The sequence below is a fragment of the Sphingomonas sp. Leaf67 genome (genome assembly GCF_001421965.1).
Lineage (GTDB): Bacteria > Pseudomonadota > Alphaproteobacteria > Sphingomonadales > Sphingomonadaceae > Sphingomonas.
Map to the genome: position 1 here is coordinate 196,831 of NZ_LMLP01000021.1, position 21,915 is coordinate 218,745.

The following is a 21,915-nucleotide window of genomic DNA, read 5'->3' on the forward strand; positions in this document are numbered from 1 at the left end:
CATGGCCACGACCATCCGCGACGGAGTACGGCTGCACTGGAGGCTCGAAGGGGCGGCGGATCGCCCGTTGCTGGTGCTGCTCAATTCGATCGGCACCGATCTGTCGCTGTGGGACCGGACGGTCCCGTTGCTGCTTCCCGCCTTTCGCCTGTTGCGCATCGATACGCGCGGGGCGGGTGGGTCGGATGCACCGGCGGGCGATTATAGCCTGTCGATGCTGGCGGACGATGTCGCGGCCATCCTCGACGACGCCGGAGTCGAACGGGCGGCGGTCGCGGGCGTGTCGCTCGGCGGCATGGTCGCGATGCAACTGGCGCTCGATCATCCGGCACGCGTGTCGGCGCTGGCGTTGATCTGTACCTCGGCGACGATGGACCCGGCGGCGTGGACCGCCCGGATCGAAACGGTTCGACAAAAGGGGACGGCAGCGATCGCCGACATGGCGGTCGGACGTTTCCTGTCGACCGGTTTTGCTGCGCGCCACCCGGAAATCGCCGACAGCCTGCGCGACGGCATCGCTCGCCAGTGCGATGCCGGCTATGCCGGGGCAGGGGCAGCAATCCGCGACATGGCGTTGGCCGGGCGGATCGGCGGGATAACGGTGCCGACGCTGGTCGTCACTGCCACGCTCGACGTTTCGACTCCCTATGCGGGGCACGGCGAGCATCTGATGACGATTCCGCGCGCGTGCCATGCCGGCGTCGATGGCGCGCACCTTCCGCCGATCGAGGCGCCGGGGGCGCTGGCAACGGCGCTGTGCCGCTTTCTGTGCACTGCCGATGCGGCGTCCGATGCGGCCGATATGCTGTTCGACGTCGGCCTTCTCAACCGCCGTCGCGTATTGGGCGATGCCTGGGTCGATGCGAGCCTTGCAAAGCGCACGTCGTTCACCGCCGATTTCCAGGCGATGATTACCCGCGTCGCGTGGGGCGAAATATGGGGTCGGCCGGGTCTGGACGATCGCACCCGCCGCCTGCTCGTTCTCGCCATCACCTGCGCACTGGGGCGGTGGGAGGAGTTCGCGCTGCATGTTCGCGCCGGGCTCGCGCAAGGCGGGTTCACCACCGACGACCTCAAGGAAGTGCTGATGCAGACGGCCGTCTATGCCGGCGTTCCCGCCGCAAACACCGGTTTTGCCGAGGCGCAGAAGATCATCGCCATGCTCGAACAGGAAGCCTGATGCCCGACGCCTATCTCTGCGACGCGATCCGCACGCCTATCGGCCGGTTGAACGGGGCGCTGTCGAGCGTCCGCGCCGACGACCTCGCGGCGATCCCGTTGCGCGTGCTCGTCGAGCGCAACGCCGGTGTCGATTGGGAGGCGGTCGACGACGTGCTGCTCGGCTGCGCCAATCAGGCGGGCGAGGATAATCGCAACGTCGCGCGCATGGCGGCGCTGCTCGCCGGATTGCCCGACACGGTACCCGGCGGCACGATCAACCGGCTGTGCGGATCGGGTCTGAACGCGGTCGGCAGCGCTGCACAGGCGATCCGCAGCGGCGACGCCGACCTCGTCATTGCCGGCGGCGTCGAAAGCATGACCCGCGCCCCCTATGTGATGGGCAAGGCGGGTAGCGCCTTCGACCGGGCGCAGCAGATCGAGGATACGACGCTGGGCTGGCGTTTCATCAACCCGGCGATGAAAGCGGCCTATGGCGTCGACACGATGCCGCAGACGGCCGAGAATGTCGCCGACCAGTGGCAGGTGAGCCGCGAGGATCAGGATGCCTTTGCGCTCGCCAGCCAGCAAAAGACCGCCGCCGCCATCGCCAGCGGTCGCATGGCAGCCGAAATCGTGCCGGTCACCATCCCGCAGCGCAAGGGCGATCCCATCGTCTTCGCCCAGGACGAACATCCGCGCGCGACCAGTCTGGACGCTCTGGCCAGGCTGAAACCCGTCGTTCGCGCCGGCGGCACGATTACCGCCGGCAATGCCTCGGGTCTGAACGACGGCGCGGCGGCGATCCTGATCGCGTCCGAAGCCGCGGCAGCGCGCCATGGCCTGACCCCGCGCGCACGCATTCTGGGCATGGCATCCGCCGGGATCGCGCCGCGCATCATGGGGGCAGGCCCGATCGAGGCGGCGCGCAAGCTGTGCCGGATCACGGGCATCGGCCTCGATCAGATCGACGTGATCGAACTCAACGAAGCCTTTGCCGCCCAGGCGATCGCAACGCTGCGCGACCTGAACCTCGCCACCGACGACCCGCGCGTGAATCGCAACGGCGGGGCGATCGCACTGGGCCATCCGCTCGGCATGTCCGGCGCGCGCATTGCGATGACTGCGGCAGAGGAACTGCACCGCACCGGCGGACGCTACGCCATTGCGTTCATGTGCATCGGTGTCGGACAGGGCATCGCGCTGATGCTGGAACGCCCCTGACATACGGGGAGCGGTGGGTCGCCCGCAGCAAATTCTCCGCCGCCACCGCCTGCCAGAAGGCGTCGGGAATGGGGAAGCGATAACAGGCGATCGTCTGCGCGGGCTGTCCGGTCCCGCGACGACATGCTGGTCCCGCTCGCCAAGCCCGGCGATACCAAGGCATCCTGAAGGAATTGTCCGGCGGCGGGCACCACGTCACCTCGATTGCGCGCCACCCGGAAGGGTCGCGGCGCTGCCCGACGTCACCGATGGCGGCGCGCTGGCGGCGTTGCTGCGCGGGCGAGCGGACCGGGGGTGTTCCGGCTGGGCAAGGACACGTTGCTCACGAATGACGGGGGTTCGAGCATCTCGTTCGAGGATTATGCGATCGCGCTGGCCGACGACATCGAACGCCCCTCGCATATCCGCCATCGCTTCACCGTCGGATACTGACCGGACGACGATCCGCTGTTCCCGGAATCCGCAACCGGCCGAACGGCGTGCGCTGGGGACGTCCGTCATCCATGCGCCATGGGTGGCGGACGGACGGCGTGTGCGATAGGGACGCACCTGCAACATGCCGGGGCGTCGGGGACACAGGATGATTGGATCTGCGATACTCGGTGCGATGCTGCTGGCAACGCCAACGTCATCGGGCGCGCCGCGCTGTCCCGTGACGAACCTCATGCCACAATATTGGGCGTTGCAGGCGAAGGCGGCCCCGTTCCGGGACTATAAGACGATCCTGGCAGACAAGAATCCGGCGCTGTACACCGGCGATTTCGTCAATGCCCTGCGCGGCGACCATTTCACGGCATGGGAGCAGGAGGAGCAGACCTTCCTGTCGAAGAACCCGTTCGCCGCCCGATCCGTTTCCCGCGTCATCGTGGAGGAGATGCCGCATTATATCGACGACTTCACCCGGGCGTTTCCGAAGCTGACCTGCAATTTCACCATCTATGTCGCGCCGTCGTTCGGAACGATGAACGCGGCGGCGATGAGGACACCGGACGGGCTGGCGCTGGTATTCTCGCCGGTGACGATCCTGCGATATGACGGCGACCGGCTGTCGCAGTTCAAGCTGCTGTTCGATCACGAACTCTTCCACATCTATCATGCGCAGGCGTCCCGCGGCGCGTTCGGCGCGAGCGCGGACGGCAACGAACCGCTCTATGCGACGCTGTGGTCCGAGGGGCTGGCGGTCCATGTCAGCGAAGGACTGAACGGCGATATCGGGCGCGACCGCAGCCTCATGGACCTGACCCTGCAAGCCAGGTCGCGTCCGTTGCGGCAGCAGATCGCACGCGCCGTTCTGGCCGATCTGGACAGTCGCGATCCGGCGGTCTCCAATCGTTACTTCGCGTTGGGCGTGAAGGGCGGTGCGTTCCCGCCGCGATCGGGATATTATATCGGCGCGCTGGTTGCCGACGATCTGGCGCGGACCCGCACGCCGGACCAGCTCGCGGCCCTGCCCGACCGCGAGGCTCATGCGCTGGTCCGCAGCAGTCTGGAACGGATCGCGACCGCGCGCGAATAGACGCGCGGTCGCATCGCCCCTCACCGATCCGGCGAGAGCGCCGCCATCACCGTCGCGCTGTCGACATATTGCTCCATCGTGACGATCTTCCCATCCTCCAGCCGGTAGAGGTGGGCGAACGTCGCGGTCATCGCCTTGCCGGTGGCGCGATAGGTGCCCGAATAGACGCCGAACGCCGCGACGCGGTCGCCATCCTCCAGATAGGTGTGGACCTTCGCGGCATAGCCGTCCCATTCGGTCGCCAGCCGGTGGAACACGCCCGCGACGATCCGGTCGGCGCCGACATAGGTGCCGGCATAGGGAAAGCCCGCCGCCTCGGTCCAGGTCGCGTCGGGTGCCAGCGCGGCGCGCAGGTTGCGGCCGTTGTCCTCGGACGACCCTTCATAGGTGGCGCGGATGATGTCCTTGTTCGTCGCCATGGTTCAGCCCCACGCCATCTCGCCGGTCGCGACCTTCGCGCCGACCTGCAACGCCACGCCCATCCCGGCATCGGGATAGCGCGCGGTCATCGCCGCGATCAGCGCCGCACTGTCGGCGGCGGTCGCCAGCTCCGCCTCGAACGCGCGCAGGTAATCGCGGGTAAAGGCCAGCGCCGCCGCCCCCGTCGGCGCGTCGGGGGTCATGTGCCCCGGCACGACGACCGCCGGATCGCGCGCCAGCATCGCGTCGAGCTGCGCGATCCACGCCGCGCGCCCCGCCGGGCTGTTGGTGTCCGCGGTCCAGACATGGACGCCCGAGAACACCAGCACCCCGCCGACGATCGCCGACAGCGACGGCACCCACAGGTAACGCCGGTTGGCGAGGCCGTCCGCGGCGACGATCTCGACCCGTTCGCCATCGACGGTCAGCGCGGTGTCGGCGAACGGCGTCGGCATGACCACGTCGTCCAGCGTCTTCGGTCCGTTGTCGCCAAGCTGCGGCCCCCAGGTCGCCAGCTTCTTCGACACGTTCGCCTCGATCGCGGCGAACGTCTCGGGCGCGGCCAGCACGCGCGCGTCGGGGAACGCCGCCTTGATCGGGGCCAGGCTGAAATAATAATCGGGGTCGCTCTGGCTGACATAGATCGCGGTCAGCGTCCGGCCCGTCTTCGCGATCGCCTCCGCCAGCGCGCGCCCGTCGGGCAGGGTGAAGCCGCCGTCGACCAGCACCGCCTCGGTCGCGCCCCACAGCAGCACGGGTGCGCGGAAGAAGCCGTTCTCGCCGGCGGGGAAGGATTGCCAGTGCAGGGTATCGGTCATGGTCTGTCTCCGGTGGTGGGGGTTAGGCGATCAGGCGGCAAGCAGCGACAACGGGTCGCGGTACAGAAGGTTCGTGTCGATCGGCGTCAGCGTGTCGCCGTCGATCCGCAGCAGCGCGGGGACGCCGCGCAGGCCATGCGCGTGCATGATCGACCCGGCGCGCGCCAGCCGCTGGCGGTTGGCGGCGTGCAGGTCCGGCGCGTCCTCGCCCAGTGCGACCGCCGCCGGCTCCAACCCGGCAGTGCGCAGCAGGTCCGCCAGCACGCGGGTGTCGGCGATATTCTGCCCGTCGCGATAGCGCGCGCGCTGGACGATGCCGAGCAGCGCCAGTTCGCGGTCGGGCGCGGTGCGTGCGACCGCGGTCAGCGCCAGCGTCGCGGGACCGCTGTCGAGCCGCACGTCGCCGCCGTCCGTGATGCGCGCGCGATAGGCGTCGCCGAACGTCGCGCCGGTGGTGGCAGCGATCGCGCCGTCGGCGCTCAGGACGTGCGTCATCATGCCGGAATCGAGCGTGCGTGCGCCCGCGCCGGCGAACAGGCCGGTCGGCAGCGGCTCGACCGTCGCGCCGGGCTGCGCCGCGAGCGTCGCGATGGCGTCCGACGCGCCATAGCACCAGCCGCACATCGGATCGAAGAGGTAGAGGAAACGGGTCGTCATGTGACTGTTCTCCATGCTGACGGTGATATGCGCGCAAGCGATTGCCGGGGCTAGATCGACAATATATCCCACGCCGTATGCCGACAGCATACAATCCGCGCGCCGCCGCCAATCACGGCATCAACAACCTGAAACGGCTCGCCTATTTCGCGGAGGTCGTCGAAACCGGATCGTTCACCGCCGCCGCCGTTCGGCTGGGAATCACCAAGGCGGTGGTCAGCAGCCAGGTCGCGCGGCTGGAACAGGCGTTCGAAACCACGCTGCTGGTCCGCACGACCCGCAGCGTCCGGCCGACCGAGGAAGGGCGAATCTTCTACGAACGCTGCGCCCGGATCCTGTCGGAAGCGCAGGCGGCGTTCGACGGTCTGGCGGCGGCGGATGGTGCGCCGACCGGGCTGCTGCGGCTGACCGCGCCGCTCGATTACGGCGTCGCGATGGTGGTGCCCGCGATCGCCGCGTTCCGCGACCGGTTCCCCGCCTGCACCGTCGATCTGGTGCTGAGCGATGCGACGCTCGATCCGGTCGGCAGCGACATCGAACTCGCGATCCGGGTCGGCTGGCTGGCCGACAGCGCGTTGCGCGCGCGGCGGATCGGGACGTTCGGGCAGGTGCTGGTCGCCGGCCCGGACCATACGCTCCCGCCCGAGGCGACGCCCGCGGACGTCGCGACGCTGCCGTTCGTCGCCAACAGCAATTTTGGCGATCCGCTCGGCTGGACGTTCCGGTCGGATGCGGGGACGGCGCAAACGGTGCGCTTCGCCACGACGCTGGCGATCAGCGCGACGATCGGCGTGTTGCAGGCGGCACGGGGCGGCGCCGGCCTCGCGATCCTGCCCGATTTCGCGGTGGCGGACGACCTCGCGAGCGGGCGGCTGGTCCGGCTGCTGCCCGACTGGCAACTCGACCGCGGCGGCGTCCATGCGGTGATGCCGGGCACGCGCTTCCGCCCGGCGCGCGTCACCGCCTTCCTCGACATCCTCGCCGAGCGCGAACGCCGCCGCTGACGCCTAGCGCACGCGCGGCCGCACCGCCTGCCCTAGCAATTCGATCGAGCGCAGCATCGCCGGCTGGTCGCGCGCGGCCGAGCTCATTTGGAACGTCACCCGGTCGATGCCGCCCAGGTCGCGGTCGGCCTGCTGCAATTGCGCGACCACCGTGTCGGGGCTGCCGATCAGGAACGCGCCGCGCGGCCCCGTCATCTGGTCGTATTGCGCACGCGTCGCCGGCGGCCAGCCACGCTCCGCCCCGACCTTGGTGAACATATATTGCCAGCCGGGGAAGAAGGCGTCGCGCGCCGCGCCGTCGGTGTCGGCGACGAAGCCCAGCGCGTGGACCCCGACCTTCAGCGTCTCCGGCGCATGGCCCGCCGCCGCCCCGGCGCGGCGGTACAGGTCGACCAGCGGGCGGAAGCGCGCGATCTCGCCGCCGATGATCGCGATCATCAACGGCAGGCCCAGCGTGCCGGCGCGCACGAACGACTGCGGCGTCCCGCCGACGCCGAGCCAGATCGGCAGCACCGGCTGCTGCGGGCGCGGATAGATGCCTTGCCCGCGCAGCGGCGCGCGGAACCGGCCCGACCAGTCGATGCTGGCGCGCTCGCGGACCCTGAGCAGCAGGTCGAGCTTCTCGGCGAACAGCGCGTCGTAATCGTTCAGGTCGAACCCGAACAGCGGATAGGCCTCGACCGACGATCCGCGCCCGACCACCATCTCCGCCCGGCCGCGCGCGATCAGGTCGAGCGTCGCGAACTCCTGGAACACGCGCACCGGGTCGGCGGCGCTCAGCACGGTGACCGCGCTGGTCAGCCGGATCGTCCGCGTCCGCGCCGCGGCGGCGGCGAGGATCACCGCGGTCGCGCTGTCGAGATAGTCGCCGCGATGGTGTTCGCCGACGCCGAACACGTCCAGCCCGGCGCGGTCCGCCGCGACGATCTCGTCGAGCAGGAACGCCATGCGATCGGCGTCGCCGACCGGCGGCTCCTCGCCCAGTGCGGCGGAGGTGGCGGCGAAACTGTCGATGCCGATGTCCATCATCTGTCCTTCGTTGCGGGCGAACCCGTCATCCTACCACTCACGGCCGTCATGGCCCCAGCGGAAGCGCGCCTCGTCCTGCCCGGTATAATCGGGATCGAGATAGACGTGACACCGCGCGATCAACCCGTCGCGAAATTCGAAGACGTTGCAGAAACGCCCGCCCGCGGTCCTGCCGCCGTCCCATTCCACGCCGTTCAGCCGCCCGCGCGATGTCCCCTCGACGATGACATGGGGATCGCGCGCGACGTACAGGAGGTCGTCCCTGTCATGCTCGATCGCCTCGATCTGTCCGGCGAACCCCGCCACCATGTCGAGCACCGACTGCGGCCCGTGGCCGATGCCGAATTTGGGGAAATAGAAGCGCAGGTCGGGATGGAACAGCTCCATCAGCCGCGGGTCCCGTGCGTCGCTGCGGCGGAAATATTCCTTCGCGATCGCGACGTTGCAGTCGTCCTGATCGGTCATGTCGGGTCTCCTCTGATGGTCAGGCGCGCAGCAGCGCGGCGACCCCGAGCGTGCGGGCGAGCGCCGCGATGGTCTGCCGGCCTTCGGCCAGCGCCGCTTCGCTGGTGTGGACCGAATGGCTGCCCAGAACGAGCGGATGCGGATGCCGCGCGGCCGAGCCGAGGACGAATTCGGTTGGCCCGTGCGCGACGAACGCGATCGGGGCGTCGCCGTCGGCGAACACGATCATCTCGCGCTCGACCACGGTGCCGCTCACGCCCAGCCGCCTGCCGCTGACCGCGACCCAGGCGATGTCGTGCCCGGCGGGCGGCGTGTAGGTCCAGCGCTCGCCGTCGGACAGGCGGACGTGGAGATAGGTCAGCGGCATCGGCAGGTCGATTGGTCCGGACACACCGTCATGCGTACCCAGCAGGACGCGCACCGGCCCGACGGTGGTGAGGGTGTCCGGATCTAGATAGCGGCTTTCGGGTGCCGACAGCTCCAGCTCGGGCGGCAAGGCCAGCCAGAGCTGGAAACCGAGGATTGGCTGTCCGCCCAGCGGCTGGCCGGTATGCCAGACGCCGCGGCCGGCGCGCATCCATTCGACCGCGCCGTCGTGGAGCGCCCCCGCCTCGCCCGTCGAATCGGCATAGGTCATGCCGCCGCGCAGGAAGGTGGTGTGCGTCGCGATCCCCGAATGGGGATGCGCGGAGACGCCGGCGGTGAAGCGGTCCGCCTCGAACAGGTCGAGGAAGACGAACGGCTTGACCAGTTGGCCGAGATCGCCCGGACTCATCAGCCGAGTGATCGGACCGTGGCGGGTGCCACGGGTCCGGTGGATGATGGCTCGCGTGGTGGCGAGGGTGGCCATGGCGGCGTCTCCGATCAGGGGGTTCAGGCGGCGAGCGTGGCGATCTGCGTTTCGGCCGCTTCGATCGCGGCGGCGCGCTGTTCGGGGCCGACGGCGATGCCTTCGGCGACGATCGCCTCCGCGTTCAGGCCGATGAAGGCGAAAGCGGTCTTCAGATAGGTTTCGGTGTGCTCGAACGACACGATCGGCGAGTCACCGGTGTAGAAGCCGCCGCGCGCGACCGTCAGGACGATGCGCTTGCCGGGGACGAGGCCGACCGGCGCGCCATCGACATATTTGAACGTCTTGCCCGCCACCATGATGCGGTCGATCCACGCCTTCAGCTGGCTGGGGATGCCGAAATTGTAGAGGCCGGCGCCGATCACGACGATGTCGGCGGCGATGAATTCGTCGAGCACCGCAGCGCTTTGCGCGATCTCCGCCTGAAGCTCGGGCGTGCGATCGGCTTCGGCGCTTTGCAGTGCGGCGAGATAGCCGCCCGACAGGTGTGGGATCGGATCGGCGGCGACGTCGCGATAGACGACCTCGATATCGTCGCGACCGGCGGTCAGTTGCGCAACGGCCTTGGCCGACAGCTGGCGGCTGACCGAATAGGCGCCGAGAATGCTCGAATCGATGTGGAGGAGTTTCATGATGGAATCCTTTCAGTGGATGGAGAGGGGAGGGTTCAGGCCGCCGCGCGCAACGGCGGGTTTTCGGGAAGCGGAATGAATTCGACGTCGTCGCCCGGCACGCCGGGGAAGCGCCGCTCGCGCCAGTCGGCGGCGGCCTGGTCGATGCGGTCCTGCCGGCTGGAGACGAAGTTCCAGAAGATGTGGCGCGGCCCGTCGAGCGGCTCGCCGCCCATCAGCATCAGCCGGGTGGGGCCGCCGGCATGGACGACGATCTCGGCGCCCGGGCGGAACACGACCAGTTCGTCCTTGCAGAAGATGCCGACCTGTCCGGTCACCTCGATCCCGCCCTGGACGATATAGACCGCGCGCTCGATATGGCTGCTCTCGATCGCGAAACGCGCGCCCGGTGCCAGCACGATGTCGGCATAGAGCGTTTCCGAGAACAGGCGGGTCGGGGCGGTGCGACCGCCGAAGCTGCCGGCCAGCAGCTTCATCTGGATGCCGTTGTCGGTCAGGACGGGGACGTCCGCGGCGTCGACATGCTGGAAGCCGGGGTCGGTTTCCTCCAGCGCCTGCGGCAGGCCGAGCCACGCCTGGAATCCGAACATCGTCTCCTCGCGACCGCGGCTGGCGGGGCCGCTGCGTTCGGAATGGACGATGCCGCGACCGGCGGTCATCAGGTTGACCTCGCCCGGGCGGATCGTCTGGACATAGCCCTCGCTGTCGCGGTGATCGCTCTCGCCCTCGATCAGATAGGTGAGCGTGCTCAGCCCGATATGCGGATGCGGGCGGGTGTCGGCGCCCTGGCCGGGGCCGAGCACGACCGGGCCGAAGCTGTCGAGGAACACGAACGGGCCGACCATGCGGCGCTTGGCCGACGGCAGCGCGCGGCGCACCGAGAAGTCGCCGAGGTCGCGGGTCGCCGGCAGGATCATCTGCTCGACCGGACCGGTGTGGGATGAAAGCGTCATCTGGCGTCTCCTCGGACGATGTTCGGGCCGACAGTGCTTCCGGACTGGGGGGGACGGTGTGCCCGGAAACGTTGCCTTGGCCTCTAGCTATGGGGAATGAAGGTTCGCGAAAACCGGCCAAGTTTAGATCGATATGTTCGATTAAATCGGTATGCTGCTACGGTTGCCGTTCGTTCGGCAGACGTATGTGGAGGAAGCATGAGTTCGGAACCCGGCACGCCGACCCTCGATCAGTTGCGCGTCCTCGTGACCGTGGTGGAGGTCGGCAGCTTCGCGGGCGCCGCCCGCAAGCTCAATCGCGCCACCTCGGTCATCAGCTACACGATCGCCAATCTGGAGGCGCAGCTCGGTGTCCGGCTGTTCGATCGTGAATCGACCCGCAAGCCGCAGCTGACCGATGCCGGCCGGATGGTGCTGGGCGAGGCGCGGCTCGTCGCCAGCGGCATCGATACCCTGCGCGCCAAGACGAAGGGTCTGCTGCAAGGGCTGGAGTCCGAACTCCATGTCGTCCTCGACACCTTCCTGCCGAAAGACCGGGTCGTCGACGCGCTGACCGGTTTCTTCGCGGCCTTCCCAACGGTGTCGCTTCATCTGTCGGTCGAAACGCTGGGCGCGGTGACGCAGCTGATACTCAACCGCCGGGCGACGATCGGCGTCAGTGGTCCGCTCGACACGATGGACGGGATCGAGCGGATCTCGATCGGCGGGGTACGGATGATTCCGGTGGCCGCCACGACCCATCCGCTGGCGATGGCGGGACGTAACGCGCCGGGGGCCGGGCGCGAGCATATCCAGCTGATCCTTACCGATCGATCCCCGCTGACCGAGGGACGGACATTCGGGGTGATGAGCAGCCGGATGTGGAAGCTGGCCGACGTCTCGTCGAAGCACATGCTGCTGAACGCGGGGATCGGCTGGGGCTATATGCCCGAACCAATGGTTCGCGAAGACGTGGCTACGGGCCGTCTCGTCGTGCTCGACATGCCCGACGCGGCGAGCGGGGACTACTCGCTCCATGCGATCCATCGCAGCGATACGCTGCCCGGTCCCGCCGCGTCCTGGCTGATCGAACGCCTGCGCAACCAGATTTAGGCCGGGAACCGCCGCCTTATTGCGCCAATGCAACCGGATGACGGGGAAGCACACATCGTGATCGATCTATTTTCTCGAACGTTCTCGTCGATCTTTTTCAGCTGACGCGATCGTCCGGTCACTGCCACATACAGTCTCACGACGGCAACGCGCCGCCGGCGATGAGAAAGGATGTTCGGCATGGCGTATCTGGATCTGGCGTTCGACCTCCCCCGCGCCGCGTTGGTCGCGCCGGTCACCGGCCCGGTGCGCGATACGGTGTCACGGATCGCGCCACTGGAGCGGAAGGTCCTGCAACTCGCCTCCACAGATGCACAGTCGAGCCTGAACGAACCGGGACGGATCGGCAGGATGCTGCGCTGGGTATTTGCCGTGAAACCGGCCAATCGCCTTGCGGAGCCGCGGCTGGAGGCGCTGCGCCGCTTCGCCGTGATGGCGCGGGTGTATGGCGATGCGCTGCCTGACGCGGAGGTCGATCGCCTGATCCATGCCGGCTTCGTCCGCGAGGCACTTGCCGAAATCCGCCAACTGGTCCGTGCGCCCGGGCGGGTAATGGCCTGACTCCCTTGATCGAAGGAATTCGTCATGAACGTCATCATACGCGCTGGCTCGGGCAACGACTGGTCGGCCGTCCTCTGCCTCCGCACCATCCGTCTCGCCGTCAGGGCGGTGTGTATCGGGCTGGGTGTGGCAGCGACCGCCTCGATCTACTCGCGCCTCTATCGTGCGCTGGGCGATCCGCTGCCGGCCGCGATCATAACGTTGCTGGCGGTGATGGCGTTTCTCGTCGTCATCGCGCCCAGGGCCGACCAGCGATGACCTTGGCTTCCGCTAGTCCTGATGCTGTCGGGCATCGCGCCGTCCCGGGCATCGCAGATCGCCGCCACAGTCGGGACGGTCAATTATGCGGTTCGGTCCGTCCGAACTGACAGCGCCGCTGAAGGGCTACTCTCCCGTCCCATGCGCATAGCCGTCACCGCACGTGCGACGCCCGACATCGGGAAAGCATCGATCCGTTTCTTCATCATTCCGTGACATAAAGGAAAAGATAACATGACCATCGGTATCATCGGTTCGGGCGCACTCGGTTCGAACGTGGCGCGGGCGCTGGCGCAGAAGGGCCGGGCCGCGATCATCGCCAACAAGCGCGGTCCGGAATCGCTGAAGGATCTCGTCGGCGAACTGGGCAACACCATCACCGCCGGCACCGTCGCCGAGGCGGCGGCTGCGGACATCGTCGTGCTGGCAATGCCATGGGTCGCACTGGAGGACGTGCTGTCGGGCCTGTCCGACTGGAACGGCCGGATCGTGATCGACGGCACCAACCCCGTGCTGTTCCTCGATCCCGATTCCCCCGACGCCAAGGACCCGGCGAACCCGCTCGCCGCGTATGGCATCAAGGCCGCCGATATCGGTGACCGCCATTCGAGCGCGATCGTTGCCGACCTCGTTCCCGGTGCACGCGTCGTGAAGGCGTTCAACCACCTCGACGTCAACGTCCTGCCGCATCCCGAAGCCGCCGGCGGACAACGCGTATTGTTCTATTCGGGGGACGATGCCGACGCCAAGGCGCAGGTCCGTACAATTCTGGAGGCGACCGGTTTCCTGCCGATCGATCTGGGAACGCTCGACATCGGCGGGCCGCTTGCATCGCTGCCGTTCGGTCCGCTTGCGACACACAATTTCGTGCGGATATGATCGTCGTTGCCCGTCGGCACCGGGGCGTTGCGCCCGCACAACGGGACGGCGGGTAACTATATTATCTTTTTTCGGAAACTGAAGATGACCAACATTCCGACCGCCGCCGACCTGCTGCGCAAGAGCCTCGACACCTTTCTCGCCAAGGATATGAAGGGCTGGGCCGATCTTTGCGCCGAAGATGTCGTCGCCGAATTCCCGTTCGCACCCGAAGGTTCGCCAGCCCGTATCGAAGGGAAGACGGCGCTGTACGACTATCTGCGTGGCTATCCCGATGCGATCGACATCGCGTCGCTGCCGACGCTCAAGGTGTACACCACCGACGATGCCAATGTCGCGATCGCGGAATGGAGCGCATCGGGCAAGGTGCTCTCGAACGGCAATCCGTACGAGATGCGCTACGCCACCTTCGTGACGTTCCGCGACGGGCTGATCGTCAGCTACCGTGAATACTGGAATCCGCAGGCATTCATGACCGCCATGAGCGGTGCGAGCTTCGACGGCTGATCCCGATGGTGACGGCGGTGGCATTCCCCGCCACTGCCGGCGCTGCGATGACCAAAGTTTCACGCACGCGTCACGCGGTCCCAACGCGGCATCCGCAATAGGAGCGGTGATTGTAAAAGGATTTATCCGATGCGCCTTCCGTTGATCCAGCCAAGCGATCTGACGTCCGAACAACGGCCGCTGTACGACGACATGCGTAAAGGCATCGCCAGCAACTTCAATGCATTCCAGGTCGAGCGGAAAGACGGCGCACTGATGGGACCGTGGAATCCGTGGCTCCACGAACCGCGGATCGGCAAGGCGATCTGGGATCTGACGCTGGCGATGACTGCCGAAGCAAGCCTGCCCGACAACGTCCGGCAAATCGCCATTCTCGTCGTCGGGGCGCGGTTCGATGCCGCGTATGAGATCTACGCGCATATCGCCGTCGCGGAACGCGAGGGCATGGCGATCGAGCGGCTCGCGACGCTCGTCGCGGGCGTCAAGCCGACCGACTTCCTGCCCGAAGAGAGCATTGCCTACGACTTCGCCTATGCGCTGGTCCGTGGCGGGGTTCTGCCCGAGCCGCTCTATCGACTTGCGGTGGATACCTTCGGCCAGCATGGCACCAACGAACTGATCTACCTCGTGGGGCTGTACAGCCTCGTTTCGACGACGCTAAACGGCTTCAACGTGCCGGTTCCCGAACGTGAATAAGCCCGTCACGCGGAAAGCCCGCGCCCCGGCCGCTACCGCCTGCGCCACGGCGACGCCGTTCCCCAGCATCGCGCTGCTGTTGCAGGGTGGCGGCGCGCTGGGGGCGTATCAGGCCGGCGTCTACCAGGCATTGTCCGAACACCGGATCGAGCCGACCTGGGTCGCGGGCATTTCGATCGGTGCGATCAACAGCGCGATCATCGCCGGCAACGCGCCCGAACACCGAATCGACCGGCTGCGCGACTTCTGGGAAGGGGTGTCTTCCGGTCCAGGCGGTTGGCCAAACTGGGTGCCGCACCTGATCGACGATACGCACGTACGTGGATGGGTGAACCAGATCGCGGCAAGCGGAACGATGCTGAACGGCGTGTCCGGTTTCTTCGCGCCGCGTTTCCCGTCGCCGCCGTTCCAGCTCGCCGGCACGACGGGCGCGACCAGCTGGTACGACACCAGCGCGCTGCGGCCGACGCTGGAGCGGCTGATCGACTTCGACCGGATCAACGCGCGCGAAATGCGGTTCAGCGTCGGCGCGGTGAATGTCCGGACCGGCAATTTCGCCTATTTCGACAATGCCACCGACACGATCCGTGCAGACCATATCATGGCGTCGGGCGCGCTGCCGCCGGGCTTTCCGGCGGTGGAGATCGACGGCGAGCAATATTGGGACGGCGGCCTGGTGTCGAACACGCCGCTCGATTGGGTATTGTCCGCACCCGCCGGTCTCGACACGCTGATCTTTCAGGTCGATCTGTGGAGCGCGGGGGGTGTCGTTCCGCGCGACCTTGCCTCGGTGGCGGTGCGGATGAAGGAGATCCAGTTCTCCAGCCGCACGCGCGCCGCGACCGACACGTTCCGCGAACTCCAGACCTATCGCGCGGCGTTCAACACGCTGTTCAACAGCCTGCCGGATGCATTGAAGCACAGTCCGGAGGCGCAACTGCTGGCCGGTGCGTCGGACCCGGCCGCGTACAGCATCGTCCAGCTCGTCTATCGCTCGCCGACCTACGAAGGGGATTCGAAGGATTATGAATTCTCGCGTCAGACGATGGAGGATCACTGGCGGACCGGGTACGAGAATGCGCTGACGACGCTCGCGCACCCCGAGATACTCGTGCCGCCGGCCGAACCGCCCGGCGTTGCCGTCTACGACTTCCTGACCCCCAGGGCCGGGGCGCAAGCCTTGCCCGCAACGGTGAAAGACCCAGCATGACTCTTCAGGACAAGGTCGCCGTCATTACCGGAGCAGCGAGCGGTATCGGCAAGGATATCGCCAAACACTTCCTCGATGCCGGTGCGAAGGTCGCGATCGCGGATCTCGACATCGATGCGGCGAATGCGACCGCGCTGGAGTTCGATCCGGACGGCACCCGCGCGATGGGGGTGGCGATGAACGTCACCGACGAAGCACAGGTCGATGCGGGAATCGAAGCGGTCGCCGCCCGGTTCGGCGGGATCGACATACTGGTGTCCAACGCCGGCATCCAGATCGTCGCGCCGATCGACCAGTTCGCGTTCGCCGACTGGAAGAAGCTGCTGGCGATCCATCTTGACGGCGCGTTCCTGACCACGCGCGCCTGCCTGCGCCATATGTACGCACAGGGGCGCGGCGGCAGCATCATCTATATGGGATCGGTGCACTCGAAGGAGGCGTCGAAACTGAAAGGGCCGTACGTCACCGCCAAGCACGGGCTGGTCGGGCTGGCCAAGGTCGTCGCCAAGGAAGGGGCCGAACACGGCGTGCGCGCCAACGTCATCTGCCCCGGTTTCGTTCGCACGCCGCTGGTCGAGAAACAGATACCGGAACAGGCCAAGGCACTGGGTATCACCGAGGACGCGGTGATTCACGACGTGATGCTGAAAGAGACGGTCGACGGCGAATTCACCACGGTCGACGACGTCGCGCAGACCGCCGTGTTCCTTGCGGGGTTTCCGACCAATGCGCTGACCGGGCAGTCGATCGTCGTCAGCCACGGCTGGTTCATGCAGTGATGCTTCGGACGATCGTGACGCCGTGACGCCATATCTGCCTCTCCTCAGCGTCACGATCGGCGCGGTTCTCGCGACCACCGGCGGGTTCATATCCGGGCGGTTGGCAGCGAGGGTCGAGCAACGTCGCCGCGCGCGGTTCGCGGCGACGATCGGGCATGAGGTTCTCACCTCGCTACGGCACGTCGTTGCTACCCTCAACGAGGTCCATGATCGGGGCGATCCGTTCGGGCGCCTGACGATGCGTCTCATCCGGTCCGCGCGCCGCGAGATTGAACTGTACGAACGCAACCGCGAGGCGATGTTTGATATCGGCGATACTGACCTACGCTTCCGCCTGCACGACCTGATGATCCGGCTCGCTATCCCGCTGGATTTCCTTATCGACGAAAGTCAGGTTATCGACACCGACCCGATCAGACGTGCGACCGTAATGGCCGAATCGTTCGAAATATTTCGTCAGCATTGCGGCGAAATATCGCCAATGATCGATATGCTACGGATCGAAGCGAAATAGAGATATAACGGCGCGGTGCCCCTGATGAGCCGCACCCGCAATTGCGGATGGTCCACGCACGCCAAGGCACAGCAGGCGCTGTCCGAACATATCGACGGTTATGACCATCGAAACCGTATGCACATCCCTGGGGGAGGATCAGTTCGAACGACCTGCGTCACGCCAGTCGATGTCGCGCCACACGATCTGGGCAGGTCCGCCTCTAACGCCGATCGCTCTCCAGCATGCGTTTCAACCCGATCGGCGCGGCCCCCTGCAGCGATAGCTTGCGTAGGGGATCCGATGGATCTGCCCGCAGCGCGACCAGTCGGATATCGGCGGCAACCGCGCTGTGGAAAACGCAACTGATGAAGACGCTGTCCGTCCACACTGCGTTTAGAACACGCTGCATATCCTTGGACAATTGAGCAATCAGATGCTGGGACGCATCGACGATCAGGATCAGTCCCAGACCGGGCCAGCGCGATCCGACCAGTTCGGTCGACTCGCGGTTGAGGGGCATATCGCGCACCGCATGGCGCTCTTCATAGGCTATGCCTGCCACCGTCACCCCACGGGCGCGCACGGCGTCCACCTCCTCCCGCAACAGGTCGTAGATTTGCGGGAAGAAGTCGAACAGGACGATCTCGGTCGCCTGCTCCAGCATCGTGCGGGCGCGTTCGAGCACCTGTGCCACGGTGCCGATGGAATAGACGCGCTCGTCGCTTTTCGGCTCGTGCAGCGCCTCCAGCCCGGTCAGCGCAGTATCGTGACGCAACTCGAACTGTCGGCGAAGCATGTTCAACAACTGGCGCGGCGGAAACGGACTGTAGACCTTCTTGTCACCACCTTCATCGCTGAAGATGACCGCTCCCTTCTGACTGAGCGTACCCAATGTCTGATAGGTATTGGCGGCGGCCTTTCCGGTGCGCTGCGCCAGTCGATAGCCCGACGCTGGGCCGTGGCGCAGCAGATCGCAATATAATCGTGCCTCCATCTCGGTGAATCCAAGCGAGGCCAATGTCGTCTCTATCGCGCCGTCGTCCGCCATATCTAACTGACATACCCTGTTGCAGTGAACCATGCGTTAGAGCGGGTTGCATTTAAAGGAAAGCATTGCCGTTTCCCGGACCATCTGGCCATGCGACAATGGTTATCAAAGCGGCGGTAAGCTGCTAGTAGCCACGACTATGAAGGCCGTTGCCGCAGCGGGACGCTGCGTTGCCCTGACCGCCCCATCCTGCAATCTTCCCGACCGACGCTGCGCAGCGTCATCGTGCCGAACAATCGCCGCATCGGCATCCTCATGCCGCGCGGTGACGAGGCCCATTCCTAGCGTCGTTTCGATCGATGCCCGCTGCACCACGGGTTTCTCGTCATGGGAATCCGTCGCTTCGGAAATCGATCGAGAAACGACATTCTGACGCCAGATCAGACCGGTACGTCCCTGCGAATACCTTTTGAAGTTCGGATGCCGGAAAGCCGCTTTCGCGCCGCTTGTCTGCGGCTGGCGATGTTGCGCTGCGGTGCCTGGCAATCACCGGCAGGTTGCGGGATTATGAATAAATGAAAAAAATTTTCGATCTCCACGGGCCGATGCAAGCGCATCATACTTGCTTCTTCGCTGTCACTTTACAGGTTTGATTATAACAAGCGGTGAAGAATTCACGCAACGTGTTAGGAAGTATGGATATTCTCGACAAAATGGCAAAATCCGGCGTGTGACCTGCAACAGGCATATCAAGTACCTATTTTTGCTGACGTATTTTTTATCCTGCCCTAGTTTTGAGCAGATGGTGTTCAATTTTCGGGCATTGCGCATTGCGAGATCGATATGTCCGATCATTGACACATAAGTAAGATTCGTACTTAATCGTCATCAAGGGTCCTGGGGGAAGGTTTTTACACTGACGATGCATTTAATGCGTCGTCGGATGACGGCACCTCGACAGTTCTGCTGCGTACAAGCCCTTTATCGGAAGCGGAATCTGCTTCCATGAAAACTTGCGACCCGATGAAACGCGTCATTATTGGCATCGATTACATGGCGAACCATTGTTGCGTTTTACGCCTGATCGAGGAACGCTTGTCCGGCCAATAATATTCAAAAGTCTACACTGTGCGGGGGTTTAAAACCGATGACGACGAGATTTTCAACGTATGAAAAGCTTCCGGATTCCGAGGATCTGGTAGTGGGCACCGCATTGCAGGCAACCGCCGCCAATGCCGCGACCAATACTCCTCCTCTGGTCCGTGATGGTCCGGTCGGACAGTCCTATGATCTCTACACCGGCAAGACGGTGACGACGGCGTTCGACATCTTCAACCCCGGTGCGGCGCTCGGCGCGGAATTCGGCCGGCAATGGCATCTGTCCCGGCTCGGCGATATCGCTTCGGTGTGGCAGGACTATACCGGCCGCGGCGTCAGCGTCGGCATCTATGATTCGGGCGTCGAAAAGGACCATTGGGACCTTGCGGCCAATTACGACGCGTCGAAGGAACTGGTCATCGACGGCGTCGCCATCAACGGCGGCCTCGGTGCATCGATGGAAGGGCACGGCACGTCGGTGGCGGGGCTGATCGCGGGGGCCGCCAACGGCCGCGGCGGTGTCGGCGTCGCGTTCGACGCCAAGGTCACCGGCGTCAACATCTTCGATTCCGCGTCGCCCGTCGATGTCAACGGCAGCAATTACGGCGCCTTCATGGAGGCCATGAACCAGGCCAACCGGTTCGATGTCGTTAACCACAGCTGGGGTGACAACAACACCGCCATAACGACTCGCATGTCGCGTTCGACCGAAGGCACATTCTATTACGATCTGGCGAAGTCCTTTGCCTATATCGCGGCGACCGGCCGGGACGGTCTGGGCACGATCTCGGTCTCGGCGGCAGGCAATGAAGGCGTCGACCGCGAGTCGCAGGGATCGAAGACCGATCGTCACAACATCGCGGTGTCCGCCTATCGCGAGGCCGACGGCGTATCATCCTATTACACCTCCTACGGTGCCCATATCCTCGTCGCCGGTCCGTCGAGCGACTATACCGTACTCGGCGGCAGCGGGCTGGTGACGACCGATATTCGCGGTCAGGCCGGTTACAACATGGAAATCGATTCGGGCGCGGCCGCCGACTATACCGACCAGTTCGGTGGCACGTCGGGCGCGACGCCGATCGTGACGGGCGTCGTGTCGCTGATGCTCGATGCCAATGCGGGGCTCGGTTGGCGCGATGTGAAGGACATCCTTGCCGCCTCCGCCAAGATGCCGCTGGCCTTCGATACCGGACCGACCGGCTACAGGATGTCCGCCGGCGGGGGAACCTTATTGTACGCCATGAACGAAACGGCGACCCAGCTCAACGGGCAGTCGGCCGGCTGGAACGGCGGCGCGATGCATTTCAACAACAGCTATGGCTATGGCGCGGTCGATGCCTATGGCGCGGCCCGCATGGCGGAAGTGTGGTCGTTGTTCGGCCCGGCCAAGACCTCGGCGAACGAGGTGACGGCAACCACCGGCGTGCTGCCCATCGGGATGACCGCCAATACCGATATCGAATTTGTCGCGACCAACACGATCGGGTTCAACAGCGACATCGTCGGCGAGCCGCAGCGTTTCACGTTCGAATTCGGCACGAGCATCGACGCGGACCATATCGACCTCACCATCACGGGGTCGACGCTGGTCAAATTTCTGTGGGCCGGCGAGGAGCAGTTGAGGGCGACCGGCATGCCGCAGTTCGCACAGTTCAAGCTGATCGCGCCGGATGGCACGGTCGGTTTCACCGCCCAGATGGGCAATCTACTCGATGGTTCGGGGCCGGCTCAGGAGTTCGTCTATGGCTTCTCCGGTTTCCGGGGGGTCGAAACCAAGGGGACGTGGACACTGGAGTTCCAGTCGCTCGACCTCGATCTGAAAGCTGTCTTCGGCGAGAGCTCGGAGGGCTATACCGACAACACCCTGACCATCGACAGCCTGAAGATGGACGTGTTCGGATCGGCACCGTCGGCCGACGACGTGTACACCTACACCAACGAATTCTTCACGATGAAGGCGATCGAGGGTGAGGGCGCGAAGCGCGCACTGTTGTCGGACACCAATGGCGGGGTCGACTGGATCAACGCGGCGGCGGTGACGGCCAGCGTCAATGTCTCGCTCGTCGCCGGCGTCACCAACACGATCGGCGGGAAGGACGCCTTCACGATCGCATCGCGCAGCAAGATCGAGAATGTCGTCACCGGCGACGGCAACGACAACGTGACGGGCAACAGCCTTGCCAACGAACTCCATGGCATGCGCGGCAATGACATGCTGTTCGGCGCGGCGGGTGCCGACAAGCTGGACGGCGGGGCCGGTCGCGACTGGCTCGACGGCGGTACCGGTGCGGATATCCTCACCGGCGGCGCAGGCGCGGATATCTTCTTCTTCGACAACGCCCGTACCTCCGGGGTGGACCGCATCACCGACTTCGCTTCGGACGACCTGTTGTACACGACCCGCGCGATCCGCGACAGCAACCGCGACGGCTATATCGGTCTGGGAACGAACAAGCTCCTCAATCTCGATACGGGCAACAGCGGGGACCGGGTCGCCATCGACGGCTTGGACGCGACGAAGGGGCTCGTCTATATGGGCATGCAGGACGGGTATTATGTGTATGCCATGAACGACGGCACCCACATGCCGGCCGCGTACGCCTGATACCACGCAGCACCGGT

25 protein-coding genes are annotated in these 21,915 nt (G+C 65.6%); 15 read left to right on the forward strand and 10 right to left on the reverse strand.

What is annotated here, in order from left to right; translation table 11 throughout:
- Nucleotide 1: 1 nt before the first annotated feature.
- The 4 genes from pcaD to ASE90_RS13090 all read left to right on the forward strand — a co-directional run bounded on the left by pcaD (nt 2) and on the right by ASE90_RS13090 (nt 3,898).
- Nucleotides 2–1,180 (forward strand): 3-oxoadipate enol-lactonase, encoded by a 1,179-nt coding sequence (gene pcaD, locus ASE90_RS13080; RefSeq protein WP_056001378.1) that lies wholly within the window; start codon nt 2–4, stop codon nt 1,178–1,180.
- Entirely contained in the window at nt 1,180–2,382 is a 1,203-nt protein-coding gene (gene pcaF, locus ASE90_RS13085) for a 3-oxoadipyl-CoA thiolase (protein ID WP_056001381.1), read from the forward strand. The genes pcaD and pcaF overlap by 1 nt, the downstream gene beginning before the upstream one ends.
- A 294-nt stretch (nt 2,383–2,676) precedes the next feature.
- On the forward strand, nt 2,677–2,814 hold the full coding sequence (locus tag ASE90_RS19275; protein WP_414889235.1) for a hypothetical protein: 138 nt from the start codon (nt 2,677–2,679) through the stop codon (nt 2,812–2,814).
- Between the two features lie 148 nt (nt 2,815–2,962).
- The gene (locus tag ASE90_RS13090; RefSeq protein ID WP_162235095.1) at nt 2,963–3,898 is read left to right on the forward strand and encodes a hypothetical protein; all 936 of its coding nucleotides are present in this window, start codon (nt 2,963–2,965) and stop codon (nt 3,896–3,898) included.
- A 20-nt stretch (nt 3,899–3,918) separates the two neighbouring features.
- Here ASE90_RS13090 and ASE90_RS13095 read toward each other — a convergent pair whose 3' ends face one another.
- From ASE90_RS13095 to ASE90_RS19280, 3 genes are read right to left on the reverse strand one after another with little or no spacing between them, the layout of a single operon-like run.
- Entirely contained in the window at nt 3,919–4,317 is a 399-nt protein-coding gene (locus ASE90_RS13095) for a nuclear transport factor 2 family protein (RefSeq protein WP_056001387.1), read from the reverse strand.
- 3 nt (nt 4,318–4,320) lie between these two features.
- Nucleotides 4,321–5,136 carry an MBL fold metallo-hydrolase gene (locus ASE90_RS13100; protein WP_082449791.1) on the reverse strand — a complete coding sequence of 272 codons (816 nt, stop codon included), beginning with the start codon at nt 5,134–5,136 and terminating at the stop codon, nt 4,321–4,323.
- A gap of 30 nt (nt 5,137–5,166) precedes the next feature.
- Nucleotides 5,167–5,793, reverse strand: coding sequence for a DsbA family protein (locus ASE90_RS19280; protein ID WP_156361576.1), 627 nt, complete (start codon nt 5,791–5,793; stop codon nt 5,167–5,169).
- A gap of 77 nt (nt 5,794–5,870) precedes the next feature.
- On the opposite strand from ASE90_RS19280, the gene ASE90_RS13105 reads away from it, so the two are divergent.
- Nucleotides 5,871–6,797 (forward strand): LysR family transcriptional regulator, encoded by a 927-nt coding sequence (locus ASE90_RS13105; RefSeq protein WP_056001390.1) that lies wholly within the window; start codon nt 5,871–5,873, stop codon nt 6,795–6,797.
- Between the two features lie 3 nt (nt 6,798–6,800).
- Here ASE90_RS13105 and ASE90_RS13110 read toward each other — a convergent pair whose 3' ends face one another.
- Genes ASE90_RS13110 through ASE90_RS13130 form a run of 5 tightly spaced genes read right to left on the reverse strand, consistent with a single transcriptional unit; the run spans nt 6,801 to nt 10,726 of the window.
- Entirely contained in the window at nt 6,801–7,826 is a 1,026-nt protein-coding gene (locus tag ASE90_RS13110) for an Atu2307/SP_0267 family LLM class monooxygenase (protein ID WP_200910896.1), read from the reverse strand.
- A gap of 30 nt (nt 7,827–7,856) precedes the next feature.
- Nucleotides 7,857–8,291: a nuclear transport factor 2 family protein gene (locus ASE90_RS13115; protein ID WP_056001396.1), complete on the reverse strand. Its 435-nt coding sequence runs from the start codon at nt 8,289–8,291 to the stop codon at nt 7,857–7,859.
- 19 nt (nt 8,292–8,310) lie between these two features.
- The gene (locus ASE90_RS13120) at nt 8,311–9,141 is read right to left on the reverse strand and encodes a pirin family protein (protein ID WP_056001398.1); all 831 of its coding nucleotides are present in this window, start codon (nt 9,139–9,141) and stop codon (nt 8,311–8,313) included.
- A 23-nt stretch (nt 9,142–9,164) separates the two neighbouring features.
- Nucleotides 9,165–9,773 carry an FMN-dependent NADH-azoreductase gene (locus ASE90_RS13125; RefSeq protein ID WP_056001402.1) on the reverse strand — a complete coding sequence of 203 codons (609 nt, stop codon included), beginning with the start codon at nt 9,771–9,773 and terminating at the stop codon, nt 9,165–9,167.
- A gap of 35 nt (nt 9,774–9,808) precedes the next feature.
- On the reverse strand, nt 9,809–10,726 hold the full coding sequence (locus tag ASE90_RS13130) for a pirin family protein (protein ID WP_056001405.1): 918 nt from the start codon (nt 10,724–10,726) through the stop codon (nt 9,809–9,811).
- 198 nt (nt 10,727–10,924) lie between these two features.
- Between ASE90_RS13130 and ASE90_RS13135 the strand changes: the two genes are divergently transcribed.
- The 9 genes from ASE90_RS13135 (at nt 10,925) to ASE90_RS13175 (ending at nt 17,222) form a co-directional block, all read left to right on the forward strand.
- A complete protein-coding gene (locus ASE90_RS13135; protein ID WP_056001408.1) occupies nt 10,925–11,818 on the forward strand; it encodes a LysR family transcriptional regulator in 894 nt (297 codons plus the stop codon).
- Nucleotides 11,819–11,998: 180 nt separating this feature from the next.
- Nucleotides 11,999–12,379, forward strand: a complete 381-nt coding sequence (locus tag ASE90_RS13140; protein WP_156361577.1) for a hypothetical protein — start codon at nt 11,999–12,001, stop codon at nt 12,377–12,379.
- 24 nt (nt 12,380–12,403) lie between these two features.
- The gene (locus tag ASE90_RS13145; RefSeq protein ID WP_056001414.1) at nt 12,404–12,637 is read left to right on the forward strand and encodes a DMT family transporter; all 234 of its coding nucleotides are present in this window, start codon (nt 12,404–12,406) and stop codon (nt 12,635–12,637) included.
- A gap of 234 nt (nt 12,638–12,871) precedes the next feature.
- The gene (locus ASE90_RS13150) at nt 12,872–13,516 is read left to right on the forward strand and encodes an NADPH-dependent F420 reductase (protein WP_056001417.1); all 645 of its coding nucleotides are present in this window, start codon (nt 12,872–12,874) and stop codon (nt 13,514–13,516) included.
- 84 nt (nt 13,517–13,600) lie between these two features.
- Nucleotides 13,601–14,023, forward strand: coding sequence for a nuclear transport factor 2 family protein (locus ASE90_RS13155; protein ID WP_056002287.1), 423 nt, complete (start codon nt 13,601–13,603; stop codon nt 14,021–14,023).
- A gap of 129 nt (nt 14,024–14,152) precedes the next feature.
- Nucleotides 14,153–14,719, forward strand: a complete 567-nt coding sequence (locus tag ASE90_RS13160) for a carboxymuconolactone decarboxylase family protein (protein WP_056001420.1) — start codon at nt 14,153–14,155, stop codon at nt 14,717–14,719.
- Nucleotides 14,712–15,929 carry a patatin-like phospholipase family protein gene (locus ASE90_RS13165; protein ID WP_056001423.1) on the forward strand — a complete coding sequence of 406 codons (1,218 nt, stop codon included), beginning with the start codon at nt 14,712–14,714 and terminating at the stop codon, nt 15,927–15,929. Before ASE90_RS13160 ends, ASE90_RS13165 begins: the two co-directional genes overlap by 8 nt.
- On the forward strand, nt 15,926–16,708 hold the full coding sequence (locus ASE90_RS13170; RefSeq protein ID WP_056001426.1) for a 3-hydroxybutyrate dehydrogenase: 783 nt from the start codon (nt 15,926–15,928) through the stop codon (nt 16,706–16,708). Before ASE90_RS13165 ends, ASE90_RS13170 begins: the two co-directional genes overlap by 4 nt.
- Before the next feature lie 100 nt (nt 16,709–16,808).
- Entirely contained in the window at nt 16,809–17,222 is a 414-nt protein-coding gene (locus ASE90_RS13175) for a hypothetical protein (protein WP_162235096.1), read from the forward strand.
- A gap of 202 nt (nt 17,223–17,424) precedes the next feature.
- Here ASE90_RS13175 and ASE90_RS13180 read toward each other — a convergent pair whose 3' ends face one another.
- A complete protein-coding gene (locus ASE90_RS13180; protein ID WP_056001430.1) occupies nt 17,425–18,252 on the reverse strand; it encodes a TrmB family transcriptional regulator in 828 nt (275 codons plus the stop codon).
- Nucleotides 18,253–18,357: 105 nt separating this feature from the next.
- Complete coding sequence (locus ASE90_RS20690; RefSeq protein ID WP_156361579.1) at nt 18,358–18,738, reverse strand: hypothetical protein; 381 nt, start codon at nt 18,736–18,738, stop codon at nt 18,358–18,360.
- Between the two features lie 655 nt (nt 18,739–19,393).
- Between ASE90_RS20690 and ASE90_RS20695 the strand changes: the two genes are divergently transcribed.
- Nucleotides 19,394–21,898, forward strand: a complete 2,505-nt coding sequence (locus ASE90_RS20695; RefSeq protein WP_056001433.1) for a S8 family serine peptidase — start codon at nt 19,394–19,396, stop codon at nt 21,896–21,898.
- Nucleotides 21,899–21,915 lie beyond the last annotated feature (17 nt).